The following is a 19291-nucleotide window of genomic DNA, read 5'->3' as shown; positions in this document are numbered from 1 at the left end:
TTTTCCTGTCTGCAATGGCGATTGGCGTTTCAGCCGCAACCCCGCCGCTCGACAAGACCCCGCCGCCCATCTTCGTGCTCAATTCGCTCGACGCCTCTGTGAGCGTGATCGATCCGGTGAAATGGGACGAAACGCTGCGCATTCCCACCGGCAAGGAGCCGCACCACCTCTACCTGACGCCCGATGAGCGCTCGGTCATCGTGGCCAACTCCGCCGGCGACTCGCTCACCTTCCTGAACCCGCGGACCGCCGAGGTGCAGCGCGTGGTCTACGGCATCATCGACCCGTACCACCTGCGCTTCTCGCCCGACATGAAGTGGTTCGTCACGGCCGGCAATCGCCTGAACCACGTGGACATCTACAGCTGGGATGGCAAGGACGTGAAGCTGGTCAAGCGCATTGCCACCGGCAAGACGCCCAGCCATATCTACATCGACGGCAAGAGCACCACCGCCTACGTCACGATGCAGGACAGCGACGAGCTCATTGCGGTCGACCTCGCCACGCAGGCCGTGCGCTGGCGTGTGCCCACCGGCCCGATGCCGGCCGACATCTTCGGCGTGAACGGCGACAAGACCCTGCTCGTGGGCCTGACCGGCGGCGACGGCGTGCAGGTGTTCGACGTCTCGGGCCCCACGCCCAAGGCCACGGGCAAGATCCAGACCGGCAAGGGCGCGCACGCGTTCCGCGCCATGGGCGACGGCAAGAGCGTGCTCGTGAGCAATCGCGTGGCCAATTCCATCAGCCGCATCGACACCACCAGCCTGCAGGTCATCGACACCTACCCGGTGCCCGGCGGCCCGGACTGCATGGACGTGTCGGCCGACCGCAAGACGATCTACGTGACCTCGCGCTGGGCCAAGAAGCTCAGCGTCATCGACGTTGCCTCGCGCAAGGTCGTGCGCCAGGTCAGCGTCGGGCGGTCGCCGCACGGCGTGTGGACGCTCGACCATGCGTCGCGCTGACCGGCCGCTGGCGACGCTGGCCGTCGGCCTGTGCGTGGGCCTTTGCGTGGCCGCGCCGGTCGTGCACGCGCAGGCCAGCTGCGACAAGCCGGTCTACCTGACTTTCGACACGGGCCACATGGGCATCGCGCCGCTGGTGGCGGACGTGCTCAAGCGCCAGAACGTCAAGGTGACTTTCTTTGCCGCCGCCGAACGCACACAAACCGACGGCGACAGCCTTGATAACCATTGGGCGCCCTGGTGGAAGGCGCGGGCCGCTGAAGGCCACGAATTCGCCTCGCACACCTACGACCACGTGGTGTGGCGTGGCGACGAAAAAAGCGTGGAAACGCGCTTTCGGGTCCGGCCCACCGCGGGTGCCTTTGCCAACCGCGAGTTCAGCTGGAGCGCCGAGCAGTACTGCGCCAACATCGCCAAGGCGTCGGAGCGCCTGGAGCACGTCACCGGCAAGAAGCCGCTGCCGCTGTACCGCGCTCCGGCCGGCAAGACCTCGGCCAAGCTGGTGGCGACGGCCAGGGCCTGCGGCTTCGAGCAGGTGGGCTGGTCGCCGGCAGGCTTCCTGGGGGACGAACTGCCCAGCGACAAATACCCCAACGACAAGTTGCTTGCGCAGGCGCTGGAAAATATTCGCAGCGGCGACATCCTGCTGGCGCACCTGGGCATCTGGTCGCGCAAGGATCCGTGGGCGCCGGCCGATCTGGAACCGCTCATCGTTGGCTTGAAGGAGCGTGGCTTCTGCTTTCAGACGCTGCGCCAGCATCCGGACTATCGGGCGTGGATTGCCGCGCACCCTTGAAGGATTGACGGGATGGAGTGGTTCACAGACCAGTTTGCGGCACTGCAGGGCTGGCTTTTCGAGCTCATCGTGGAGCCGGCGGTCTACGCAGTCGGCCTTGGCGGCTGGGTCGAAGATGCCTTCGACGCCACCGGCTGGCTCTTGGTCGGCCTGATCCAGATCGGCGTGCTGCTGGCCATCATCGGGCCGCTGCAGCGCTGGCGGCCGGTGGAGCGGGTGGTCGATCGCGCCGCCGTCCGCACCGACATCGTCTACACACTCATCCACCGGCTGGGGCTGTTCCGCCTCGTCATGTTCTTTGCGCTGCAGCCTTTCTTCGACGAAGTCGTCGGGCCGCTGCGCACCGCCGGCTGGGGCACATGGCAGCTCGATGACCTCTGGCCGGGCGTGACCGACGTGGCCTGGGTGAGCTTTGCGATCTACCTGGTGGTGCTCGACTTCGTCGACTACTGGGTGCACCGCGGCCAGCACCAGCTTCAATGGTGGTGGAGCCTGCACTCGCTGCACCACTCGCAGCGGCAGATGACGATGTGGAGCGACAACCGCAACCACCTGCTGGACGACGCCTTGCGCGACGTCATTGTCGTGCTCGTGGCGCAGATCATCGGCGTGCCGCCGGGCCAGTTCATTGCGATCATCGCGGTCACGCAACTCAGCGAAAGCCTGCAGCACGCCAACCTGCGCCTGAGCTTCGGGCGGCTGGGCGAGCGCCTGTGGGTCAGCCCGCGCTTTCACCGGTTGCATCACAGCATCGGCATTGGCCACGAGTCACCCGGCAAGCCTGTGCCCCACGGCGCCGAGCCGCCCAAGCCGCGGCTTGGCGGACACAACTTCGGCGTGCTGCTGCCGTGGTGGGACGTGCTCTTTGGCACGGCCAACTTCGAACAGCGCTATGACCCGACCGGCATTCGCGACCAGGTCGAGCCCGCTGCGGACGGCCGCTTGCGCGACTACGGGCGCGGTTTCTGGGCGCAGCAGTGGCTGGGCCTCAAGCGCTTGGCCGGGCGCGCCTGAGAAGCGCAATACGACAGCCGAAAGGATCGAAAACAGCTCTCGGCGGCCGGCTCCGGCTATCCTCCCGGTCGATGCGTCTTCTTCTTGATTCCTTTTGGCGCGCGGTCGCCTACTGCCTGCATCCGCGGGTCATCGTCCTTTCGCTGGCGCCGCTGCTGGTCATGGGGCTGCTGGCTGCGGGCCTGGGCTACTTCTACTGGGCGCCGGCCGTGGCGTGGACCCGCGAGGCGCTGGACGCCTGGCCGCTCCTTTCAAGCCTCTGGGGCTGGATCGAACGCGCTGGCGCCAGCGACGTCAAGGCCGTGCTGGCGCCGCTTGCGGTGGTGTTTGCCGCGACGCCGATCATCGTGGTGCTGGTGCTGCTGATCGTCGCGGGCTTCATGTCTCCCGCCATCACGCGGCTGGTGGCCGAACGCCGTTTTCCTTCGCTCGAAAAGAAGAAGGGCATCTCATTCATCGGCGGGCTGTTCCGCTCGCTGGTCGCGACCATCCTGGCGATGCTGGCGCTGGTCGTGTCGATGCCGCTGTGGCTGGTGCCGCCGCTGGTGCTGATCCTTCCGCCGCTCATCTGGGGCTGGCTGACCTACCGCGTGATGAGCGCAGACGCGCTGGCCGAATTTGCCAACCCCGAGGAGCGTGACGCCGTGCTGCGCGCGCACCGTTGGCCCCTGATGGGCATCGGCGTGCTGTGCGGCTACCTGGGAGCGGCGCCCAGCATCGTGTGGGCCTCCGGGCTCCTCTTCGCGGCCGCGTTCTTCGTGCTCGTGCCGCTGGCCATCTGGATCTACACGCTGGTCTTCGCCTTTTCGGCGCTGTGGTTCGGGCACTACTGTCTCGACGCGCTGGCCAAGCTGCGTGCCGCGCGCGCCGCGGCGGCGCCGCAGGACGCGCTGGTCATCGAAGCCAACCAGGCCGCATCAACCCAATGGGGATCCCCATGAATCGAACATTCGGCCTGATCGTCATCGGCGACGAGATCCTCTCGGGCAAGCGGCTGGACAAGCACATGCCCAAGGTCATCGAACTGCTGGGTGCGCGTGGCCTCACGCTGGCCTGGGCCGAGTACGTGGGCGACGAGCCCGAGCGCATCACCGCGGCATTGCGGCGCGCCTTTGCCTCGGGCGACATCGTGTTTTCCACCGGCGGCATCGGCGCGACGCCGGACGACCACACGCGCCAGTGCGCCGCCAAGGCGCTGGGCGTGCCGCTGGCGCTGCACCCCGAGGCCGAGGCCCTGATCCGCGAGCGCATGCAGGACACGGCGCGCGAGCAGGGCGTGCCCTACGAGGCAGACCGCCCGGACAACATCCACCGCCTGAATATGGGCGTGTTTCCAGCGGGCGCGACCATCATCCGCAACCCCTACAACAAGATCCCCGGCTTCAGCACCGGAGATGTGCATTTCGTGCCGGGCTTCCCCGTCATGGCCTGGCCGATGATCGAGTCGGTGCTCGAAGACCGCTACGCGCACCTTTTTGAAGTGGGCCGCGCCATGGAGAAATCCGTGATCGTCTACGGCGCCATGGAAGCCACGCTCACGCCGCTCATGGAGTCCATCGAGCGGACCTTCACGGGCGTCAAGGTCTTCAGTTTGCCCAGTGTGGACCACCCCGAATACGGCCGGCACATCGAACTCGGCGTCAAAGGCAGTCCGGGCCAGATCGAAGCCGCCTACACTCTGCTGCTCGACGGTTTGCACGGCTTTGACGCGCGCCTGGGGCCTGAATTGGTGCGATAGCCACGCTGGCACCAAAACGGGTCACAAATGCACACATATAGTGCATCAAGCGTCAACAAGTCTTTCCGCGATACTTCAAAGCCAATGGCACAGAACCTGCATCCTGTGCTCCACAACCTTCTAACAACCCATCCAACCAGGAGAATTTGATGGCAAAGACCGTCGCCGATGTACTCAAACTCGTCAAGGAAAACGAGGTCAAGTTCGTCGACTTCCGCTTCACCGATACCCGCGGCAAGGAACAGCACGTGACCGTGCCGGTCTCGGCCTTCGACGAAGACAAGTTCACGTCGGGTCACGCTTTTGACGGCTCGTCGATCGCAGGCTGGAAGGGCATCGAAGCCTCGGACATGCAGCTCATGCCCGACCCGAACACGGCCAACATCGATCCCTTCTTCGAAGAAACCACGCTGATCCTGACCTGCGACGTGATCGACCCGGTCGACGGCAAGGCCTATGAGCGCGATCCGCGTTCGCTGGCCAAGCGCGCCGAGGCCTACATGAAGGCTTCGGGCCTGGGCGACACGGCCTTCTTCGGTCCGGAACCCGAATTCTTCGTGTTCGACGGCGTGCGTTGGCAAAACGACATGTCGGGCTGCTTCGTGAAGATCGATTCCGAAGAAGCCTCGTGGAATACGGGCAAGGAATTCGAACACGGCAACACCGGCCACCGTCCCGCCACGAAGGGTGGCTACTTCCCGGTTCCCCCGGTCGACAGCTTCCAGGACATGCGTTCGGAAATGTGCCTCGTGCTCGAAGGCCTGGGCATCCCGGTCGAAGTGCACCACCACGAAGTGGCCAACGCCGGCCAGATGGAACTGGGCACCAAGTTCAGCACGCTCGTGCAACGCGCCGACTGGGTCCAACTGCAGAAGTACGTGATCCACAACGTGGCCCACGCCTACGGCAAGACCGCCACCTTCATGCCCAAGCCCATCGTTGGCGACAACGGTTCGGGCATGCACGTGCACCAGTCGGTCTGGAAGGACGGCAAGAACCTGTTCGCAGGCGACGGCTACGCAGGCCTGTCTGACTTCGCGCTGCACTACATCGGCGGCATCATCAAGCACGCCCGTGCGCTGAACGCCATCACGAACCCCGGCACCAACAGCTACAAGCGCCTGGTGCCCGGCTTCGAAGCCCCGGTGAAGCTGGCCTACTCGGCCAAGAACCGCTCGGCCTCGATCCGCATCCCGTTCGTGGCCAACCCGAAGGGCCGCCGCGTCGAAGCGCGCTTCCCGGATCCGCTGATGAACCCGTACCTCGGTTTTGCCGCGCTGCTGATGGCCGGCCTCGACGGCGTCGAGAACAAGATCGATCCGGGCGAAGCCGCGAGCAAGGACCTCTACCACCTGCCGCCGGAAGAAGACGCGCTGATCCCGACCGTGTGCCACAGCCTCGACCAGGCGCTGGAATACCTGGACAAGGACCGTGCGTTCCTGACCAAGGGCGGCGTGTTCACCGACTCGTACATCGACGCGTACATCGACCTCAAGATGCAGGAAGTCACGCGCTTCCGCATGGCGACGCACCCGGTCGAGTTCGACATGTACTACTCGCTGTAATTGGCGCGCCCCCAGGCTGCGCCGCACCATGTGCGGCTCCGCCAACCCCCGACCGGGGGCGATACCAGCGGCCCGGCAAAGCCGGTTCCGCGGTATCCCTGGAAGGGGCAGCAACAGTTCGCTGTGGGTCGGAGGTGCACGGCGAGTGGCCTGAATGCGTTAAAAGGGGTGGCTTTTGGGCCACCCTTTTTCCTTTATGGGGACCATGTTTCTGGCATGAAGAGCGAATTGCATCAAAATGCGTCAACCGCCAGACACTCCTCAATGATCATGAAGATTCGTCACTATTTCTTGTTTGCTGCTTCGCTCGCCGTCATGCATGCCCATGCGCAGGAGCGCGTCTGGCGGTGTGGAAATGAATACACCAACAACGCCACCGTGGCGCAGCAACGCGGTTGCAAGGTCATGGAAGGCGGCAACGTCACGGTGGTGCAGACGCCGCGTCCGGCCGTGGCGGCCAACACGGGTTCCGCCGTGCGCGCGCCGGCCGGCAGTCCGCGCGTCGACAGCTCCGACCAGCGGGCACGCGACGGCGAGGCGCGCTCGGTGCTCGAATCCGAATTGCGCAAGGCAGAGGCCAAGCGCGCCGACCTGCTCAAGGAATACAACAACGGCGAGCCCGAGAAGCAGGGCAGCGAAAGCAAGAACTACCAGAAGTACCTGGACCGCGTGGCCGACATGAAGGCGGAAATCGCCCGCACCGAAAGCGACATCGCCGGCATCCGCCGCGAGATCGGCCGACTGCCGGCACAAGCCACTGCCAACTGATGATGGCGGTGACCCAGAGGCCGTTGGCCTGAGCCATGGCATTCGGCAAGGCCGCATCCAACGCAAAGCGCTTCCAGTCATTCGACCTGCTGGCGACGCTCATTGCCGTCGTCAAGTCCGATGGTGCCGTGCTGTTTGCCAACGCGGCGCTGGAAGACGCGCTCGGCACTTCGCGGCGCACGCTCGAAGGCTCCCAGTTCGGCGCATGCTTCAGTGAACCGCAGGTGCTGCGCACCGCCATCGATGGCACCAGCGCGCACGACTTTGCCACCTTGCGCTATGAGGCGTTCCTGCGCCGCGTCAACCATGAGTTGATGCCCGTGCAGGTCACGCTCGCGCAGACTGACAAGAGTGGCGAACTCATCATCGAGATGTCGCCACTCGAGCAGCAGGTGCGGCAAGACCGCGAAGAGCGGCTGCTCGACCAGGCCAAGGCCAACAAGGAACTCATCCGCAACCTCGCGCACGAGATCAAGAACCCGCTGGGCGGCATTCGCGGGGCGGCGCAGTTGCTGCAGATGGAGGTCGAATCGCGCGACCTCATCGAATACACGCAGGTCATCATCCATGAGGCGGACCGCCTGCAAACGCTGGTCGACCGTCTGCTCGCGCCGCACCGCAAGCCCCACGTGGTGGGTGACGTGAACATCCACGAAGTGTGCGAGAGGGTGCGCTCGGTGATTCTTGCGGAGTTCCCGCGCGACCTGCACATCGAGCGCGACTTCGATCCGTCGATTCCCGAGTTTCGCGGCGATCGCGAGCAACTCATCCAGGCCACGCTCAACATCACGCACAACGCGGCGCAAGCACTGGCCGAACGCCGCGCCGCGGGCGATGCGCAAATCACTTTCAGGACCCGCGTCGCTCGACAGGTTATCTTCAATAAGCAGTGGTATCGATTGGCATTGGAATTGCATGTCATTGACAATGGACCGGGCGTGCCGGACGCGATCAAGGACAGGATCTTTCTCCCTCTCGTTTCGGGCAGGGACGGAGGAACCGGTCTCGGGTTGACGCTGGCACAAACCTTCGTGCAGCAGCATCACGGCGTGATCGAGTGCGACAGTGTCCCGGGCCGAACCGATTTCAAGATACTGATACCGCTGCCGTAGCAGCAAAGGCAAAAGGAGCTGCATGAAGCCGATCTGGATAGTTGACGACGACCAATCGATCCGCTTCGTACTGGAAAAAGCGCTGTTGCGCGAAGACCTGCCCACGCGCAGCTTCACCAACACGCGCGAAGTGCTGGCGGCGCTCGAAGTTGCCGCCGATGACGAGATGCAAGGCCCGCAAGTCCTGGTGAGCGACATTCGCATGCCGGGCGGTTCGGGCCTCGACTTGCTCGACAAGATCAAGGAAAAACATCCGGGCCTGCCTGTCATCATCATGACGGCGTACTCGGACCTCGACAGCGCCGTGTCGGCCTTCCAGGGCGGAGCGTTCGAATACCTTCCCAAGCCATTCGACTTGCCGCGCGCAGTCGAACTGATTCGCCGTGCGGTCGATGAAAGCCAGCGCGAAGAAGTGGCGGAAGAACGCATGGTGGATGCGCCCGAGATGCTCGGGCAGGCGCCTGCGATGCAGGACGTGTTCCGCGCGATTGGCCGCTTGTCGCAAAGCAACGTGACCGTGCTCATCACCGGTGAATCGGGCTCGGGCAAGGAACTGGTTGCACGTGCATTGCACAAGCACTCGCCGCGTGCCAACGGACCCTTCGTTGCCATCAACACGGCTGCGATTCCGAAGGACTTGCTCGAGAGCGAACTCTTCGGCCACGAGCGCGGCGCCTTCACCGGCGCGCAGACGATGCGGCGCGGACGCTTCGAACAAGCCGAAGGCGGCACGCTCTTCCTCGACGAAATCGGCGACATGCCCTTCGACTTGCAGACGCGCTTGCTGCGCGTGCTGAGCGATGGTCACTTCTATCGCGTTGGTGGACACAACGCCGTCAAGGCCAACGTGCGCGTCATCGCGGCGACGCACCAGGACCTGGAGCAACGCGTCAAGGTCGGCGGCTTTCGCGAAGACTTGTTCCACCGCCTCAACGTGATTCGCTTGCGATTGCCCGCGTTGCGCGAGCGTCGTGAAGACGTGCCTTCGCTCACGCGCCACTTCCTGCAGCAAAGCGCCAAGCAACTCGGCGTGGACCCCAAGCGCATCTCGGATGCAGCATTGACGCAGCTGTCGACCTTCGGCTTTCCGGGCAACGTCCGCCAGCTGGAGAACATCTGCCATTGGCTCACTGTGATGGCGCCCGCACAACTGATCGAACCGAAGGACTTGCCACCTGAAGTGCTCGCCGGTGCGACCACCGAGATGCCGATGGCGCCACCGTTGACCACGGTGCCACAGAGCTTTCCACCGTCGATGCCTGAGCGGGACATGCCGATGGGTGCTGCCTCCGCTTCACCCATTTCCGTGCCTGCGCCGCTCGTTCCCGAGAGCACCTCTGCGCCAATAAGCACTTCGAGCGATTGGGAGACGGGACTTGAACTCGAAGCGCAAGCGCTATTGGCGGCAGGCCGTCACGACGTGTGGGACGCGTTGTCGCGCCGCTTCGAATCGCGACTCATCCTGACGGCGCTGGCCAACACGCGGGGCCGCCGCATCGAGGCCGCGCAAAAGCTCGGCATCGGGCGCAACACCATCACGCGCAAGATCGCGGACCTGCACCTCGATCGCGACGCGACGGATTAGTTGACTGGCTGCTGGGGTTCAGCGGCTGCGCTGACCCAGCGTCAGCGTGTCGAGCTGGAAGTTGCCGCTCTTGTCCCACAGCCAAGTTTCGACATAGGTGTGGGCGCCGACCTTGCCCGGGTTGGGCAGGGGCGAAGTGGCCTTGATGAGGTCCGCAATCATCGGCGGCACCTCGGGCGCGTGCGAAGGCGTGCGGCTGAAGGTGACGGCCGACACGGTGCCATCGGCTTCCACATGCGTCTCCACCACGACCACGGCGTAGACCAGCGGCGGGATCTTGCCCTTGTAGATGCGCTTGGGATACTTCGTGTAGATGTAGCGTGCGCCGATCTTGCGGTAGGCCTTCACCGCCGGCGTTTGCATGGTGATCGTCGGATCCGCAGGCGCTGTCGCTGCCGGTGCCTCGGTTGGGCCGGGCAGGTCGTCCTTGCCGGGGCCGGGCTTCATGTCGGTGCACGCCGACAGCATCAAGCCGATGAGCAAGGCACAGGGTGCAATTCGAAGTGGGGTGTGGGTCATCACGGTTCGACGGGCATTGTGCGCCGACATGATCGCTTTGCACACCTCGACACCTGCCGGCCAAGCGTTGGCGCGATGCAAGATTTGGGTCAAGCCGTTTCCGTTGCCCGGCCCATGCAATGGTTGCCTGGCCACCAAGCCGCTCTTCAAAGCTCCAGGATCACCGGCGCGTGGTCGCTGGGCTTGTCCCACTTGCGTGGCACGCGGTCGATCACGCAACTTTTCACCTGCGGCACCAGCGGCTGGCTGACCAGGATGTGGTCGATGCGCAGTCCGCGGTTCTTCTGGTAGCCCAACATGCGGTAGTCCCACCACGAGTAGCTTTTTTCTGGCTGCTCGAACAAGCGAAAGCTGTCGGTCAGGCCGAGGTCGAGCAGTGCCTTGAAATGGTTGCGCTCTTCGGTGGTGTGGTGGATGGTCTCGCGCAGGCCGATGGGGTCGAAGCTGTCGCGGTCTTCCGGCGTGATGTTGAAGTCACCGAGCAGCACCAGGTTGGGATGCGCCGCCAGTTCCTGCCGCAGCCAGTCGCGCAGGCCGTCGAGCCAGCGCATCTTGTAGGCGAACTTGTCCGTGCCCGGCGCCTGCCCGTTGACGAAGTAGCCATTGACCACCCGCAGCGCGCCGGCGGGCGTGTCTACCGTGGCGCTGATCACGCGCGAATGCTCGTCGGTGAAGCCGCCGAGGTTGCGCATCACGTCGCGCGCCGGCGCGAGGCTCAGGATCGCGACGCCGTTGTAGGTTTTCTGGCCGAACACGGCGGCTTCGTAGCCTGCGGAGCGCAGCACGTCGATGGGGAACTTGTCGTCCGTCATCTTCAGTTCCTGCAGGCAGAGCACGTCGATGGGATTGGCCGTCAGCCAGTCGAGCACGTGCTGCAGGCGGGCGGTCAGGGAGTTGACGTTCCAGGTGGCTATGCGCATAGATTGCCTAACTTATTGATTTTTATAAGAATAAATTTCCATATCGACTCGAATACCCAACCTCATACCCGAAACCATCGCCGCTTGCGTGCGAACTGTCCGTTCGGCTCGCGTCGTGTTGGAAGAATCGTAGCGTGCGACTACAGCGGGACGGGCCTGAAGCCGCTTCCTCATCGGTGCCTGATGGCCGCCGACCGGAGCCCCGATGCTAGCTAGTTCTGCGGGGATGACGCGTCAGCCCAAACCGCTTGGCTGCAGGCGTTTCAGAGCCTCGTTCGGCTAGCATCGTCGGAAATTGCGTTCCACGCGAAGGAGAATGGATGACCGGAAATTCAACTAGAAAGCCGAAAACGAAAACTCTTCACTCGTTGCGTCCCGACGAATTCGAGAACCTAGTTTTTGATCTCATGGTATCGAGGGGGATGCACAACGTCTGCTGGCGGACTCCAGGGGCGGATGGTGGACGAGATATCGAGGGCCAATCTGTCCACAGGGATTTCTCAGGTTCGCAAACAATAGACAAATGGTTCGTTGAGTGCAAGCGATATAAAAGCTCTGTTGATTGGCCAACAATCCATCCAAAGCTTGCGTATGCTGATTCCATGCAAGCAGACTATTTGCTGCTCTGCACTAGTTCAAAGTTCACACCCGCCGCAACGACGCAGGCTGACACTTGGAATGCTGCCAAGCGTAAGCCATACATACGTCTCTGGCCTCATCAGGAACTCCTTCTTCAACTGCGCCCGTATCCCGACCTACTTGTAAAGTACGGGCTTGAAGGAGCGGTGGAGACCCCTGGGCCCTCTATCCTCGCCATCGCATTGGCGCTTTCCAAGGCTGTCTCCAGTCATTATTCACGGTTAATCTTTCAGGATAGCAGCCCCGACCGAATGATACAGGCGGCGCAATCTCTCGCCGATCTTCTTAAAGGGCGAATTCAGGACTTGGAACGACAGGGAAGAATCGCGCCGATCCGAGGCAATCGAAAAGCCCAGGAAATTGAGGGTGTTGTTTTTTCTGGAAATTTCTTCGAACTAGATGAACTCGCGCTCAGTGCTTTGCTTGCCTATCTGGCGGCGCTTCTGCCAAAATCAAAAATCACAGCAACGGACTTGGGCGATGGACTGTGCAAAATAGAGAGCGATGGCGATATCAGTCAGGTGGTTGAACGGTATCGCTCAACGTTCCAAAGTGTCGCCCTTTGGGGGGACATCGAGTATTCTGAGAAGACAAATACGATTTTACTGAGGCAACGAGCATGAATTCTGACGGAAAACGCGACAGTTCAAACGAGGCGACGGAAGCGCTGAGTCCAGCGTCCGAGCAGCGAGATGTTGGGCCATTGTTCTTGGCCAACTTCGTTCACCAAGTCGTTAATCCCATCAATGGAGTAATTGGGACTCTGGACAATATCACTGATGGTACATACGGAGGTACGACAGTGATACAGAAGATAAACGCTTCACGTGCACAACTGGAGCAGTGCGTAACTCTGATCCGCAACCTAGCCTATCTGTCCGATTTTTTCTTCGAGACGTCCGGAAAGGAGGCACTGCGCCAGCCGCGCCAAGGTGGAGTAAGCATAATTCCACAGGTGGTGATTGAGGCCCTTCAGTTCTTCCAAATTGCAGCGGAGAAGCGGGGCATTCGATTTCACGTGAACGACACCACGCAATATAGGATCTTGGTCCGCCCTGAATTGTTAAAGCAAGTGTTCCTCAATCTATTTGATAATTGGTTGAAATACGGGGCTCACAATCAAACAATCAATATCGAACCAAAAACGAACCGAAAAGGAGAACTAACGGTTGAAATGGAAGGGGAGAGTATTGGCTTTAAAAACAATGAGGCAGAGAGCTTGTTTGATCTCGGCTTCCGGTCTGATGCTGCGCAAAACAAGGTTGCTCAAGGATCGGGGATTGGCCTTTACATCTGTCGAAAAATTATGACGGACGTTGTTCTGGGCAATATTACCGCCGAGCACAACACCAAGACAGGTAAATCAAAATTCCGACTCACAATTCCGCAGATCAAATGGCAACCTTAAAGATACCAACTCAGTACGATCAGAATAGAATTCTGATTGCCGATGACGAGCCTGAACATCTGGAGTGGCTGGTAGACTTTTTGGAGCAAAAGAACTTCTTCGTTACTGTCGTCACCAACGTAAAAGAAGCGGTTCGGGCTAGTGAAGAGCATCGATTCCGAGCATATATTTTGGATTTGAATATCCCACTGAGTGGTTGGCCTGCGCCCTTTCCGGCAAGTGACACCTTCGCCGAGTATCCCGGATTGCATATCGTCCGAACTGTCCGTTCGCAAGGAAACGATGGAGGCCGTGTTGTGGTTTACTCTGCTCACTTCAACGAGCAAATTACAGCAGAAATAAGTAACTTCTATTGCGGATACGTTGTCAAAGGGCGACCGCGCGAACTTAAAGAAAAGGTGTTGGAAATACTGAAGTCCAGTGATCAAACTGCTGCTGTAATTGCGCGAGCTGCCAAAAAGTCAAAGGACCTCGGCAAGCGAAGTGCGGCCAAGAAGGTGGTTAGGCGTGTGAACCCCAATCAAGGCGCGCTGGCAAAGCGCGGCCCAGTTTCGAAGGCCGCGCCAAAAAAATAGGTTGGACGATAAATGGGTGCACGGGCGCGGGGGTTTCCGCGCTGCCCTGCCGTGCCAGGGAACAATCACTCTCGCACTCACCTCGCGGAAATCATTTCATTGGGCTGCTTGCTGCTGCACGGCTTGGCGCAGCAACGCTGCTGCAGTGCTGCTCAGCGACAAACGGGCGCCAGTGCGCTGTTCGATGGAACGCTGATGAAGCTTTAGCGCCTCGGCGGTAGGGCGGTCCAGCATGACGGCCACGCGCTGGCCGCAGCGGTCTTGTGCCAGGGTGTTGTTCATTCTTTCCAATCCCCCTGCCACGTCCAATTGGTGGCCCAGTTCGGAACACGGGCACGCCGTTTCGCCTCTCGGACGTGGGCGCGCACGAACTGACGAAGGTATGCGGTCGCAGTTTCAAGTTGACCCGGATTCAGTTCCGGATATCGAATCGCGATGGCCTTGCGAGTTTCATCAGGACCACTGAACCATGGGTGACTGCCAGGAAGTTGGACCACAACGCGACGTGTCTCTTTCGTATCGCCGTTGCGCAGATGGACGATGGCGCGGTCAAGGTCGGCATACACACGGGGCGGCAAATCCTCGGCGGCTTCGAGTTCGCCGGTCGCCACGCGAGGATGATTGTTCGGCCGCGTGCGAGTGACTGCTCGGCGAAGTGTATTAAGCATCAGGCGGCCATCCAGAAGTCGGAAGTCGGAAGAAGCGGCTCGATGGTCACGAAGACAGTAATTTCCATGTCACCACGGACGGACGTTCGCTTGATGACAATGCGAATCTCATCGTTCACCGCTACAGCCGCACGGCCAAACGCTCCGACGATGCTCGGCGCGATGACATCGGTCAACTCGGCATCGATACCGACCACGCGAAGAACGCCGTCTGCGCCAATGGCGGCGCCCTGGGCGGCCGTTCCACAAATCGCCTTCAAGTCCGCGAAGTGCAGTCCCCGCGCCGCAGCCTTCCCGACAGTGAACGCGGTTGGTGTGCTTGCCACGATGGCAGAGAGTAGAACGCGGTCGCAAACCTGCGCTAGGCCGAGAGCCAATGCGCGCGCCACGATGAATTCCATATCCGCGTCGGAACGCGCCTTCTGCTCAAGTCGCGTAAGCGTGAATGAGACAGCATGGCTCGCTGCTTCACCAAGATTGATTTCAGCGCCGGCCAAGGGTAGGGGGCTGGTCACAACATCATCACCATCGGCCACGATACCGAACGCGGGTGCAGTCACTACTTCGAAGCGCGCGGGGCGCTTTTGCCAGGCGATCACATCGCCATCCACAACCGCGTCGGGCGCAGAGCCAACGGGTATCAAGCGGGCGCCTGCTTGAATCGCGCAGCTGGCGCCCATCAGGGCATTGCCTATCGTGTGAGTGGTGCCGGCAGCGCTTCGCTGGGTGCTTCGTAGGTCGAGGTCGCGTAACTGGTTTCCAGAGGGCGCCGGAAAGACATCCGAAAGTCGAAATGAGCCCGCGACCGCAGGTTCTTTACGATAGCTCCGGGTCGGTTCGTCGAATCCTGGCGTGTGGCGTTCGAAGAAGCCGAGTGCGCGCCTGGCGTCCGCGAAAAGCGCGGGGAGTCCGATCGTTTGCAGGGCGGTTGGTTCAGACCTCGCGCGGCCTTCGAGCCGCGCGAGGATGTTGGAATGCTGATTGGCTGCGAAATTGGTTTGCATGCGGGGAGTACTTGATAGATTGATTGCGGCTAGCTTTGTGCACGTTTGTGCGTTGCTTGCGCAGTGTGTGCCGGAGGTGCAAAAGGCTCCACTTGGGGGATTTCCACCGCGTCAGCGCGTTTAAGGGCTTGTTGATGCAGGTCCGATTCGCCGGCATATGCCAGTGCTGCTGCTGCAAGTCGAAGTGCGTTTAAACGGTGCTGTGCAAGATTTACCGCAGTTCGGCAGCGAGGCCCCATCAGCTGGCAAACTAGGCCCGCCCAATCGCTGGGGTCGTCCTCATTTACTATTGCCGCAGTGCGCTGTTTCGCGGTGCGTGGATGCAAGACGGGTTGCACGGTTCGTCGCTTGTTCACTGACCAGCCTCCATATCCATCAAGATGAAATGAACGCGATGCGCGAGTTCTTCGCGTCCCGCGCTCATCAGTTCGCGAGTGCTGCGCATCAGCAGCTCATCGGCCTTTGCCAAGGCGCGTGCTTTCTCCAGGCCGGTTTCGTGCGGCGAAATGAGGAACTGCTTTGCGCGGTTGACGGCAGCGATGACGCGGGGGTGAACGGGTTCACACATGGGAGAGGTTCTCAACGGTTGTGGAAGTGATTTCGTCGCGTGCGCTTGTCAACGCAACGGTGATTTCTTGGCGCAGCACGTCTTTGAAACGGGCCTCATCGCTTTCGCCCAGCAGCTGGCTGACAACTCGCTGAGGAATGTTCAGCATGCCGGTGCGAATGATCGTGGCGACGTGCGCCTGTGCCCGAGCGAAGGTGTCGATTGGTGCGACTTCACCCCTGGCCTTTGCCAGCTCAAGCTGCGCCATCTCAGCTTCAGCTTGCAGCTTCGACGTGCGGGCGCGGTTGAGTGCTGAACCGCTGCCGCCAGCTTCATCAATCAAAGCGCGAATGGATGCGCCCAAGCGATACCGGCCGCGCTCCAGGCGTTCAAGCGTGCCCAGTTCGGCGAGCTGACGCACGCGCCGTTCGCTGACGCCCAAGATGCTGGCCAGCTCCCCGGTGGTCACAGTGTCTTCAGGTGAAATGCTCATGTGCTGGAACTTTGGAAGTCGATTTCAAGATTCATGCAGAAGTCCGATGGCGTGGAGCCTGTGCCCCCGCACGGCCCTCCCGTCGAGGAAGGACCCAAGGCCAAAACGGGCGCCCCGTTGGGGGCCGGTGCGGTCGCGGCACTACGTGGAACACTTGGAACGGTTTGCACATTTGGGACGTATTGAGTGCGTGCGCGTGTACGTCGCAAATGGTGGAACTGTTCCAACCCTTCCAAACTGCTTAGGCAGTCCAAGGATTGACCCTCCGCATCTCGTCATGCGTGAGCTGTATGCCCGAGTAGCGAATGCCGCCCGAACGGCGCTTCGACACTCCGGCGAGTGTCGTGAGTCGCGAACCCCAAACGGTCTGGCTCGGAGCGTGCTCCCCACGCGCCTTCTTCCAATTGCCAAAGCTGGTGTAGAGGTGGCTTGCCTTGCATTCGCCTTGCATCTCGCAGCACGCGTCAACCCAAAGCTGCATGTCGTCGTGGTCGGCCATGTAGTCGGCAGAAGCATCGCGAACGCTGTTAGGGATGGCCAAGCCGCCGCGATGCCACTTCACGGCGCCTTCGATGATCCAGGCAAGGATTGCCGGCGCTTCTGCCTTCAGCTTGTCCAGCATATGCGGATCGCGATCCAAGCCATGGAAGCGGGCATTGAACGGGACCAACAACATGCGCCGCGCGATGGCCGGATCGCCGCCGCGAAGTCGGGGTTTGAAGTTGCCGACGATGACATGCTTTTGCTGCATCTCGAACTCAAAGAAGTCCGCGCGCATGAAGCGGGCAGTCAGCGTGTTGTCGCCGGTTAGTTCCTTAATCAAGCTCTCATTGAAGAAACTGTTTTCGTCAAGCTCCGATGACACCGCCAGGCGCTTGCCGCGCAGCTGGGCCAGTTCCGTCGGATGCCGTTCGCCCTTGGATTGCATAAGCGCGCTCGCTGGTAGCTTCAGGGTGTACGAACCGCCGAGCCATTGCACGAACTCAGTCAGCACGCTCTTGCCATTGGCGCCTAGGCCATAGAGGAAGTGAATCACTTGCTCGCGCCGGTCGCCGCTCAGCCAATAGCCCATGCTTCGCTGCATGAACTCGATCAGCTCAACGTCATCGACGAAAACCTGTCGCATGAAGCGATGCCAGGTCGGACACGGGCCGTTGAAGTCGGGGGCGACCCTGGCCGCTTGGGTCACGAATTCGACACCCCTGGTTCGCAAAGCGCCGGTCTTCAAATCCACGATGCCGGCTGGCGTGTTCAGCGCCATTTTGTCCGAGTCCCACACCGCTGGCGGGACGACTATTGCCGGGTCTGTCTGCGCGAGTGACAGCGTTGCGTTCACCGTCCTAGCCGATGCAAGGCGCTTTGCCTCGCCTTTGTCGTCGGTGCGTGACGCAGCGACGCGGCAAACTCGTCGCGCCAGGTCATAGCGTTGCATGTTGTCGTCGCGGGTCCATGTGACCCCGTTGTCGATCATCCAGCCCAGGCCGTGGCTCCACCGCACGTCAGCAGCGCGCTGCACGAATTCGAGGGCCAGCGCGTCGTCGCTGTTTTCCGGAGGCGCGATCCTTTCGGGCGCGATCAGCTCCCCCTCTGCGGCAATCTGCGGTAGAGGCGCCGACTTCGTAAGCTGAAGCAATTTTTCTGCATTGCCACCGCTGGCCAGCCAGTCGCATACGTCTCCCTTCAGCGGCAAGCCGGGTAGCTCCAGCACGCGCACATCTGCAGCAACGCCGCGCAGCTTCGTCGCCACTTTCGCCGCATGAGCATGTCCCGGCTCATCGTTGTCGGGCAGGATGCAAACTCTTCGACCCATCAAGCACTTGGTGATGGTGTCGGGCCACTTGCCTGCGCCGCCAGCGTTGCACGTCGCCACAAGGCCGAGTGTGGCCAGCGCGTCGGCATCTTTCTCGCCTTCTACAACGAACACTACGGCGTCCGGAGTAGCGAGTAGATGCGGAAGGCGATATGGCACTTGGCGCACGTCTTTTACACTCCAGGTCCAGCCACCGCGCGCGCCAGCGTTGGGGCGACGCTGTTTAAACGCCTTTGGCTCGAATCGGCAAACCTCAAACAGAACTTGCCCGTATTCGTCGAGGTATGGATATGTCTTCACCAATCGCTCTTGCTGCTTTGCGGCGTCGGGCAGCTTGATGCCTTCACGCTCCATCCAACGCACCGCTTCCGCCTTCGTGCCGGCTTCGCCGCGATACACGATCAGGTCAAGGACACCGCCCCCTGCGCCGCGTTCGTTGTCGAACCATGTGCCCTTGCCCAAGTCCACCGCCATGCTGCCGCGATTTCCAAAACGCAGTTCGGTGGACTTGCTGAGGCTTGCGTTTGGCTGTCCGAGCAATGCCTTGGCAACAGCCTGTGCGTATGGGCTGAATTCGTCGTGAAATGATTTCATTCAGCTACCGCCCTCCATTCCTCGTAGGCTTCGCGAACTGCCTTTTGAGTGATTTGCCTTGATTCCTCTCGCCCGAGCTTCGCGCCACTGGGGGTTCCGAATGTCAAGATGGTTTCATAAATTCCCATTTGGCTAAAGCCGCTGGCAAATCCGTGTTTTGCTAGGGCCTTCACCGCACGGAAATGCCGCAATATCGCTAGGTCGGGGTCGTTGCAGGGTTCCGCTTCAATCATGCGATATTGATGCCAGTAATATTCGGCAGGTAGTCTTTGATGATCTTTAGAAGAGTTCATTCGTGCGTGCGCTCTTATTGCGTCGTCATTTGCTCGGCATCTCTCGTTGCCATGCGCGATCGCATCCATTCCTGCACTTCACTCACTTCCCATGCCACCGCGCGACCGACCAGTGGAATGGGGCGGGGAAATTTCCCATTGGCAATGTGCGCGTAAATCGTTGGCTTGCTATACCCAGTCATTGCGCTAACGGCTGGTAGTCGGATGAATTTCAGTTCTCTTGTTTCCATCTTTCAGTCCTTAAGTGGTCTTGACAGGACTTATTTTGGCCGTAAGCG

At 61.2% G+C, this 19291-nt stretch carries 22 protein-coding genes; 12 read left to right on the top strand and 10 right to left on the bottom strand.

Annotated elements, in window-relative coordinates:
* Window positions 1-14: 14 nt before the first annotated feature.
* From QTI66_RS15335 to ntrC, 9 genes are all read left to right on the top strand, one after another.
* On the top strand, window positions 15-965 hold the full coding sequence (locus QTI66_RS15335; protein ID WP_286560887.1) for a YVTN family beta-propeller repeat protein: 951 nt from the start codon (window positions 15-17) through the stop codon (window positions 963-965).
* Window positions 952-1761 carry a polysaccharide deacetylase family protein gene (locus tag QTI66_RS15330; protein WP_286560646.1) on the top strand — a complete coding sequence of 270 codons (810 nt, stop codon included), beginning with the start codon at window positions 952-954 and terminating at the stop codon, window positions 1759-1761. The genes QTI66_RS15335 and QTI66_RS15330 overlap by 14 nt, the downstream gene beginning before the upstream one ends.
* Before the next feature lie 12 nt (window positions 1762-1773).
* Entirely contained in the window at window positions 1774-2775 is a 1002-nt protein-coding gene (locus QTI66_RS15325; protein WP_286560645.1) for a sterol desaturase family protein, read from the top strand.
* A 71-nt stretch (window positions 2776-2846) separates the two neighbouring features.
* Window positions 2847-3716 (top strand): EI24 domain-containing protein, encoded by an 870-nt coding sequence (locus tag QTI66_RS15320; RefSeq protein ID WP_286560644.1) that lies wholly within the window; start codon window positions 2847-2849, stop codon window positions 3714-3716.
* Complete coding sequence (locus QTI66_RS15315; protein ID WP_286560643.1) at window positions 3713-4513, top strand: competence/damage-inducible protein A; 801 nt, start codon at window positions 3713-3715, stop codon at window positions 4511-4513. The genes QTI66_RS15320 and QTI66_RS15315 overlap by 4 nt, the downstream gene beginning before the upstream one ends.
* A gap of 149 nt (window positions 4514-4662) precedes the next feature.
* Window positions 4663-6078: a type I glutamate--ammonia ligase gene (gene glnA, locus QTI66_RS15310; RefSeq protein WP_286560642.1), complete on the top strand. Its 1416-nt coding sequence runs from the start codon at window positions 4663-4665 to the stop codon at window positions 6076-6078.
* A 270-nt stretch (window positions 6079-6348) separates the two neighbouring features.
* The gene (locus QTI66_RS15305) at window positions 6349-6846 is read left to right on the top strand and encodes a hypothetical protein (protein ID WP_286560886.1); all 498 of its coding nucleotides are present in this window, start codon (window positions 6349-6351) and stop codon (window positions 6844-6846) included.
* A gap of 35 nt (window positions 6847-6881) precedes the next feature.
* A complete protein-coding gene (gene glnL / locus QTI66_RS15300) occupies window positions 6882-7958 on the top strand; it encodes a nitrogen regulation protein NR(II) (protein WP_286560641.1) in 1077 nt (358 codons plus the stop codon).
* Between the two features lie 22 nt (window positions 7959-7980).
* Window positions 7981-9543 (top strand): nitrogen regulation protein NR(I), encoded by a 1563-nt coding sequence (gene ntrC / locus QTI66_RS15295; protein ID WP_286560640.1) that lies wholly within the window; start codon window positions 7981-7983, stop codon window positions 9541-9543.
* 18 nt (window positions 9544-9561) lie between these two features.
* On the opposite strand, the gene QTI66_RS15290 is transcribed toward ntrC, so the two are convergent.
* Window positions 9562-10062 (bottom strand): hypothetical protein, encoded by a 501-nt coding sequence (locus tag QTI66_RS15290; protein ID WP_286560638.1) that lies wholly within the window; start codon window positions 10060-10062, stop codon window positions 9562-9564.
* A gap of 146 nt (window positions 10063-10208) precedes the next feature.
* On the bottom strand, window positions 10209-10982 hold the full coding sequence (gene xth, locus QTI66_RS15285) for an exodeoxyribonuclease III (protein WP_286560637.1): 774 nt from the start codon (window positions 10980-10982) through the stop codon (window positions 10209-10211).
* Between the two features lie 320 nt (window positions 10983-11302).
* Here xth and QTI66_RS15280 point away from each other — a divergent pair, with 320 nt between their 5' ends.
* Genes QTI66_RS15280 through QTI66_RS15270 form a run of 3 tightly spaced genes read left to right on the top strand, consistent with a single transcriptional unit; the run spans window position 11303 to window position 13604 of the window.
* Window positions 11303-12244: a restriction endonuclease gene (locus QTI66_RS15280; RefSeq protein ID WP_286560636.1), complete on the top strand. Its 942-nt coding sequence runs from the start codon at window positions 11303-11305 to the stop codon at window positions 12242-12244.
* Window positions 12241-13029, top strand: a complete 789-nt coding sequence (locus QTI66_RS15275; protein WP_286560635.1) for a sensor histidine kinase — start codon at window positions 12241-12243, stop codon at window positions 13027-13029. Before QTI66_RS15280 ends, QTI66_RS15275 begins: the two co-directional genes overlap by 4 nt.
* Window positions 13017-13604 (top strand): response regulator, encoded by a 588-nt coding sequence (locus tag QTI66_RS15270; RefSeq protein WP_286560634.1) that lies wholly within the window; start codon window positions 13017-13019, stop codon window positions 13602-13604. The genes QTI66_RS15275 and QTI66_RS15270 overlap by 13 nt, the downstream gene beginning before the upstream one ends.
* 96 nt (window positions 13605-13700) lie before the next feature.
* Here the strand turns inward: QTI66_RS15270 and QTI66_RS15265 are convergent, their stop codons facing one another.
* From QTI66_RS15265 to QTI66_RS39575, 8 genes are all read right to left on the bottom strand, one after another.
* Window positions 13701-13886, bottom strand: a complete 186-nt coding sequence (locus QTI66_RS15265; protein ID WP_286560633.1) for a hypothetical protein — start codon at window positions 13884-13886, stop codon at window positions 13701-13703.
* Window positions 13883-14215 (bottom strand): hypothetical protein, encoded by a 333-nt coding sequence (locus tag QTI66_RS15260; protein WP_286560632.1) that lies wholly within the window; start codon window positions 14213-14215, stop codon window positions 13883-13885. Before QTI66_RS15260 ends, QTI66_RS15265 begins: the two co-directional genes overlap by 4 nt.
* A 56-nt stretch (window positions 14216-14271) precedes the next feature.
* Complete coding sequence (locus QTI66_RS15255) at window positions 14272-15276, bottom strand: hypothetical protein (RefSeq protein ID WP_286560631.1); 1005 nt, start codon at window positions 15274-15276, stop codon at window positions 14272-14274.
* 352 nt (window positions 15277-15628) lie between these two features.
* Entirely contained in the window at window positions 15629-15844 is a 216-nt protein-coding gene (locus QTI66_RS15250; RefSeq protein WP_286560630.1) for a hypothetical protein, read from the bottom strand.
* Window positions 15837-16316: a type IV toxin-antitoxin system AbiEi family antitoxin domain-containing protein gene (locus QTI66_RS15245; protein WP_286560629.1), complete on the bottom strand. Its 480-nt coding sequence runs from the start codon at window positions 16314-16316 to the stop codon at window positions 15837-15839. The genes QTI66_RS15250 and QTI66_RS15245 overlap by 8 nt, the downstream gene beginning before the upstream one ends.
* Before the next feature lie 241 nt (window positions 16317-16557).
* Window positions 16558-18720 carry a phage/plasmid primase, P4 family gene (locus tag QTI66_RS15240; RefSeq protein WP_286560628.1) on the bottom strand — a complete coding sequence of 721 codons (2163 nt, stop codon included), beginning with the start codon at window positions 18718-18720 and terminating at the stop codon, window positions 16558-16560.
* Window positions 18717-19082, bottom strand: a complete 366-nt coding sequence (locus QTI66_RS15235; RefSeq protein ID WP_286560627.1) for a hypothetical protein — start codon at window positions 19080-19082, stop codon at window positions 18717-18719. The genes QTI66_RS15240 and QTI66_RS15235 overlap by 4 nt, the downstream gene beginning before the upstream one ends.
* A complete protein-coding gene (locus QTI66_RS39575; protein ID WP_353506199.1) occupies window positions 19028-19195 on the bottom strand; it encodes a helix-turn-helix transcriptional regulator in 168 nt (55 codons plus the stop codon). The genes QTI66_RS15235 and QTI66_RS39575 overlap by 55 nt, the downstream gene beginning before the upstream one ends.
* Between the last annotated feature and the right edge of the window lie 96 nt (window positions 19196-19291).

Source organism: Variovorax brevis (assembly GCF_030317105.1).
Taxonomy (GTDB): Bacteria; Pseudomonadota; Gammaproteobacteria; order Burkholderiales; family Burkholderiaceae_C; genus Variovorax; species Variovorax brevis.
The sequence above is the reverse complement of the archived record's forward strand: the minus strand, read 5'-3'. Positions and strand labels throughout refer to the sequence as shown.

Bases quoted from the DNA above. Each gene is read 5' to 3' on its own strand.
- QTI66_RS15335 (WP_286560887.1), top strand. From the start codon at position 15: ATGGCGATTGGCGTTTCAGCCGCAACCCCGCCGCTCGACAAGACCCCG.
- QTI66_RS15330 (WP_286560646.1), top strand. From the start codon at position 952: ATGCGTCGCGCTGACCGGCCGCTGGCGACGCTGGCCGTCGGCCTGTGC.
- QTI66_RS15325 (WP_286560645.1), top strand. From the start codon at position 1,774: ATGGAGTGGTTCACAGACCAGTTTGCGGCACTGCAGGGCTGGCTTTTC.
- QTI66_RS15320 (WP_286560644.1), top strand. From the start codon at position 2,847: ATGCGTCTTCTTCTTGATTCCTTTTGGCGCGCGGTCGCCTACTGCCTG.
- QTI66_RS15315 (WP_286560643.1), top strand. From the start codon at position 3,713: ATGAATCGAACATTCGGCCTGATCGTCATCGGCGACGAGATCCTCTCG.
- glnA (WP_286560642.1), top strand. From the start codon at position 4,663: ATGGCAAAGACCGTCGCCGATGTACTCAAACTCGTCAAGGAAAACGAG.
- QTI66_RS15305 (WP_286560886.1), top strand. From the start codon at position 6,349: ATGAAGATTCGTCACTATTTCTTGTTTGCTGCTTCGCTCGCCGTCATG.
- glnL (WP_286560641.1), top strand. From the start codon at position 6,882: ATGGCATTCGGCAAGGCCGCATCCAACGCAAAGCGCTTCCAGTCATTC.
- ntrC (WP_286560640.1), top strand. From the start codon at position 7,981: ATGAAGCCGATCTGGATAGTTGACGACGACCAATCGATCCGCTTCGTA.
- QTI66_RS15290 (WP_286560638.1), bottom strand. From the start codon at position 10,062: ATGACCCACACCCCACTTCGAATTGCACCCTGTGCCTTGCTCATCGGC.
- xth (WP_286560637.1), bottom strand. From the start codon at position 10,982: ATGCGCATAGCCACCTGGAACGTCAACTCCCTGACCGCCCGCCTGCAG.
- QTI66_RS15280 (WP_286560636.1), top strand. From the start codon at position 11,303: ATGACCGGAAATTCAACTAGAAAGCCGAAAACGAAAACTCTTCACTCG.
- QTI66_RS15275 (WP_286560635.1), top strand. From the start codon at position 12,241: ATGAATTCTGACGGAAAACGCGACAGTTCAAACGAGGCGACGGAAGCG.
- QTI66_RS15270 (WP_286560634.1), top strand. From the start codon at position 13,017: ATGGCAACCTTAAAGATACCAACTCAGTACGATCAGAATAGAATTCTG.
- QTI66_RS15265 (WP_286560633.1), bottom strand. From the start codon at position 13,886: ATGAACAACACCCTGGCACAAGACCGCTGCGGCCAGCGCGTGGCCGTC.
- QTI66_RS15255 (WP_286560631.1), bottom strand. From the start codon at position 15,276: ATGCAAACCAATTTCGCAGCCAATCAGCATTCCAACATCCTCGCGCGG.
- QTI66_RS15250 (WP_286560630.1), bottom strand. From the start codon at position 15,844: ATGTGTGAACCCGTTCACCCCCGCGTCATCGCTGCCGTCAACCGCGCA.
- QTI66_RS15245 (WP_286560629.1), bottom strand. From the start codon at position 16,316: ATGAGCATTTCACCTGAAGACACTGTGACCACCGGGGAGCTGGCCAGC.
- QTI66_RS15240 (WP_286560628.1), bottom strand. From the start codon at position 18,720: ATGAAATCATTTCACGACGAATTCAGCCCATACGCACAGGCTGTTGCC.
- QTI66_RS15235 (WP_286560627.1), bottom strand. From the start codon at position 19,082: ATGGATGCGATCGCGCATGGCAACGAGAGATGCCGAGCAAATGACGAC.
- QTI66_RS39575 (WP_353506199.1), bottom strand. From the start codon at position 19,195: ATGACTGGGTATAGCAAGCCAACGATTTACGCGCACATTGCCAATGGG.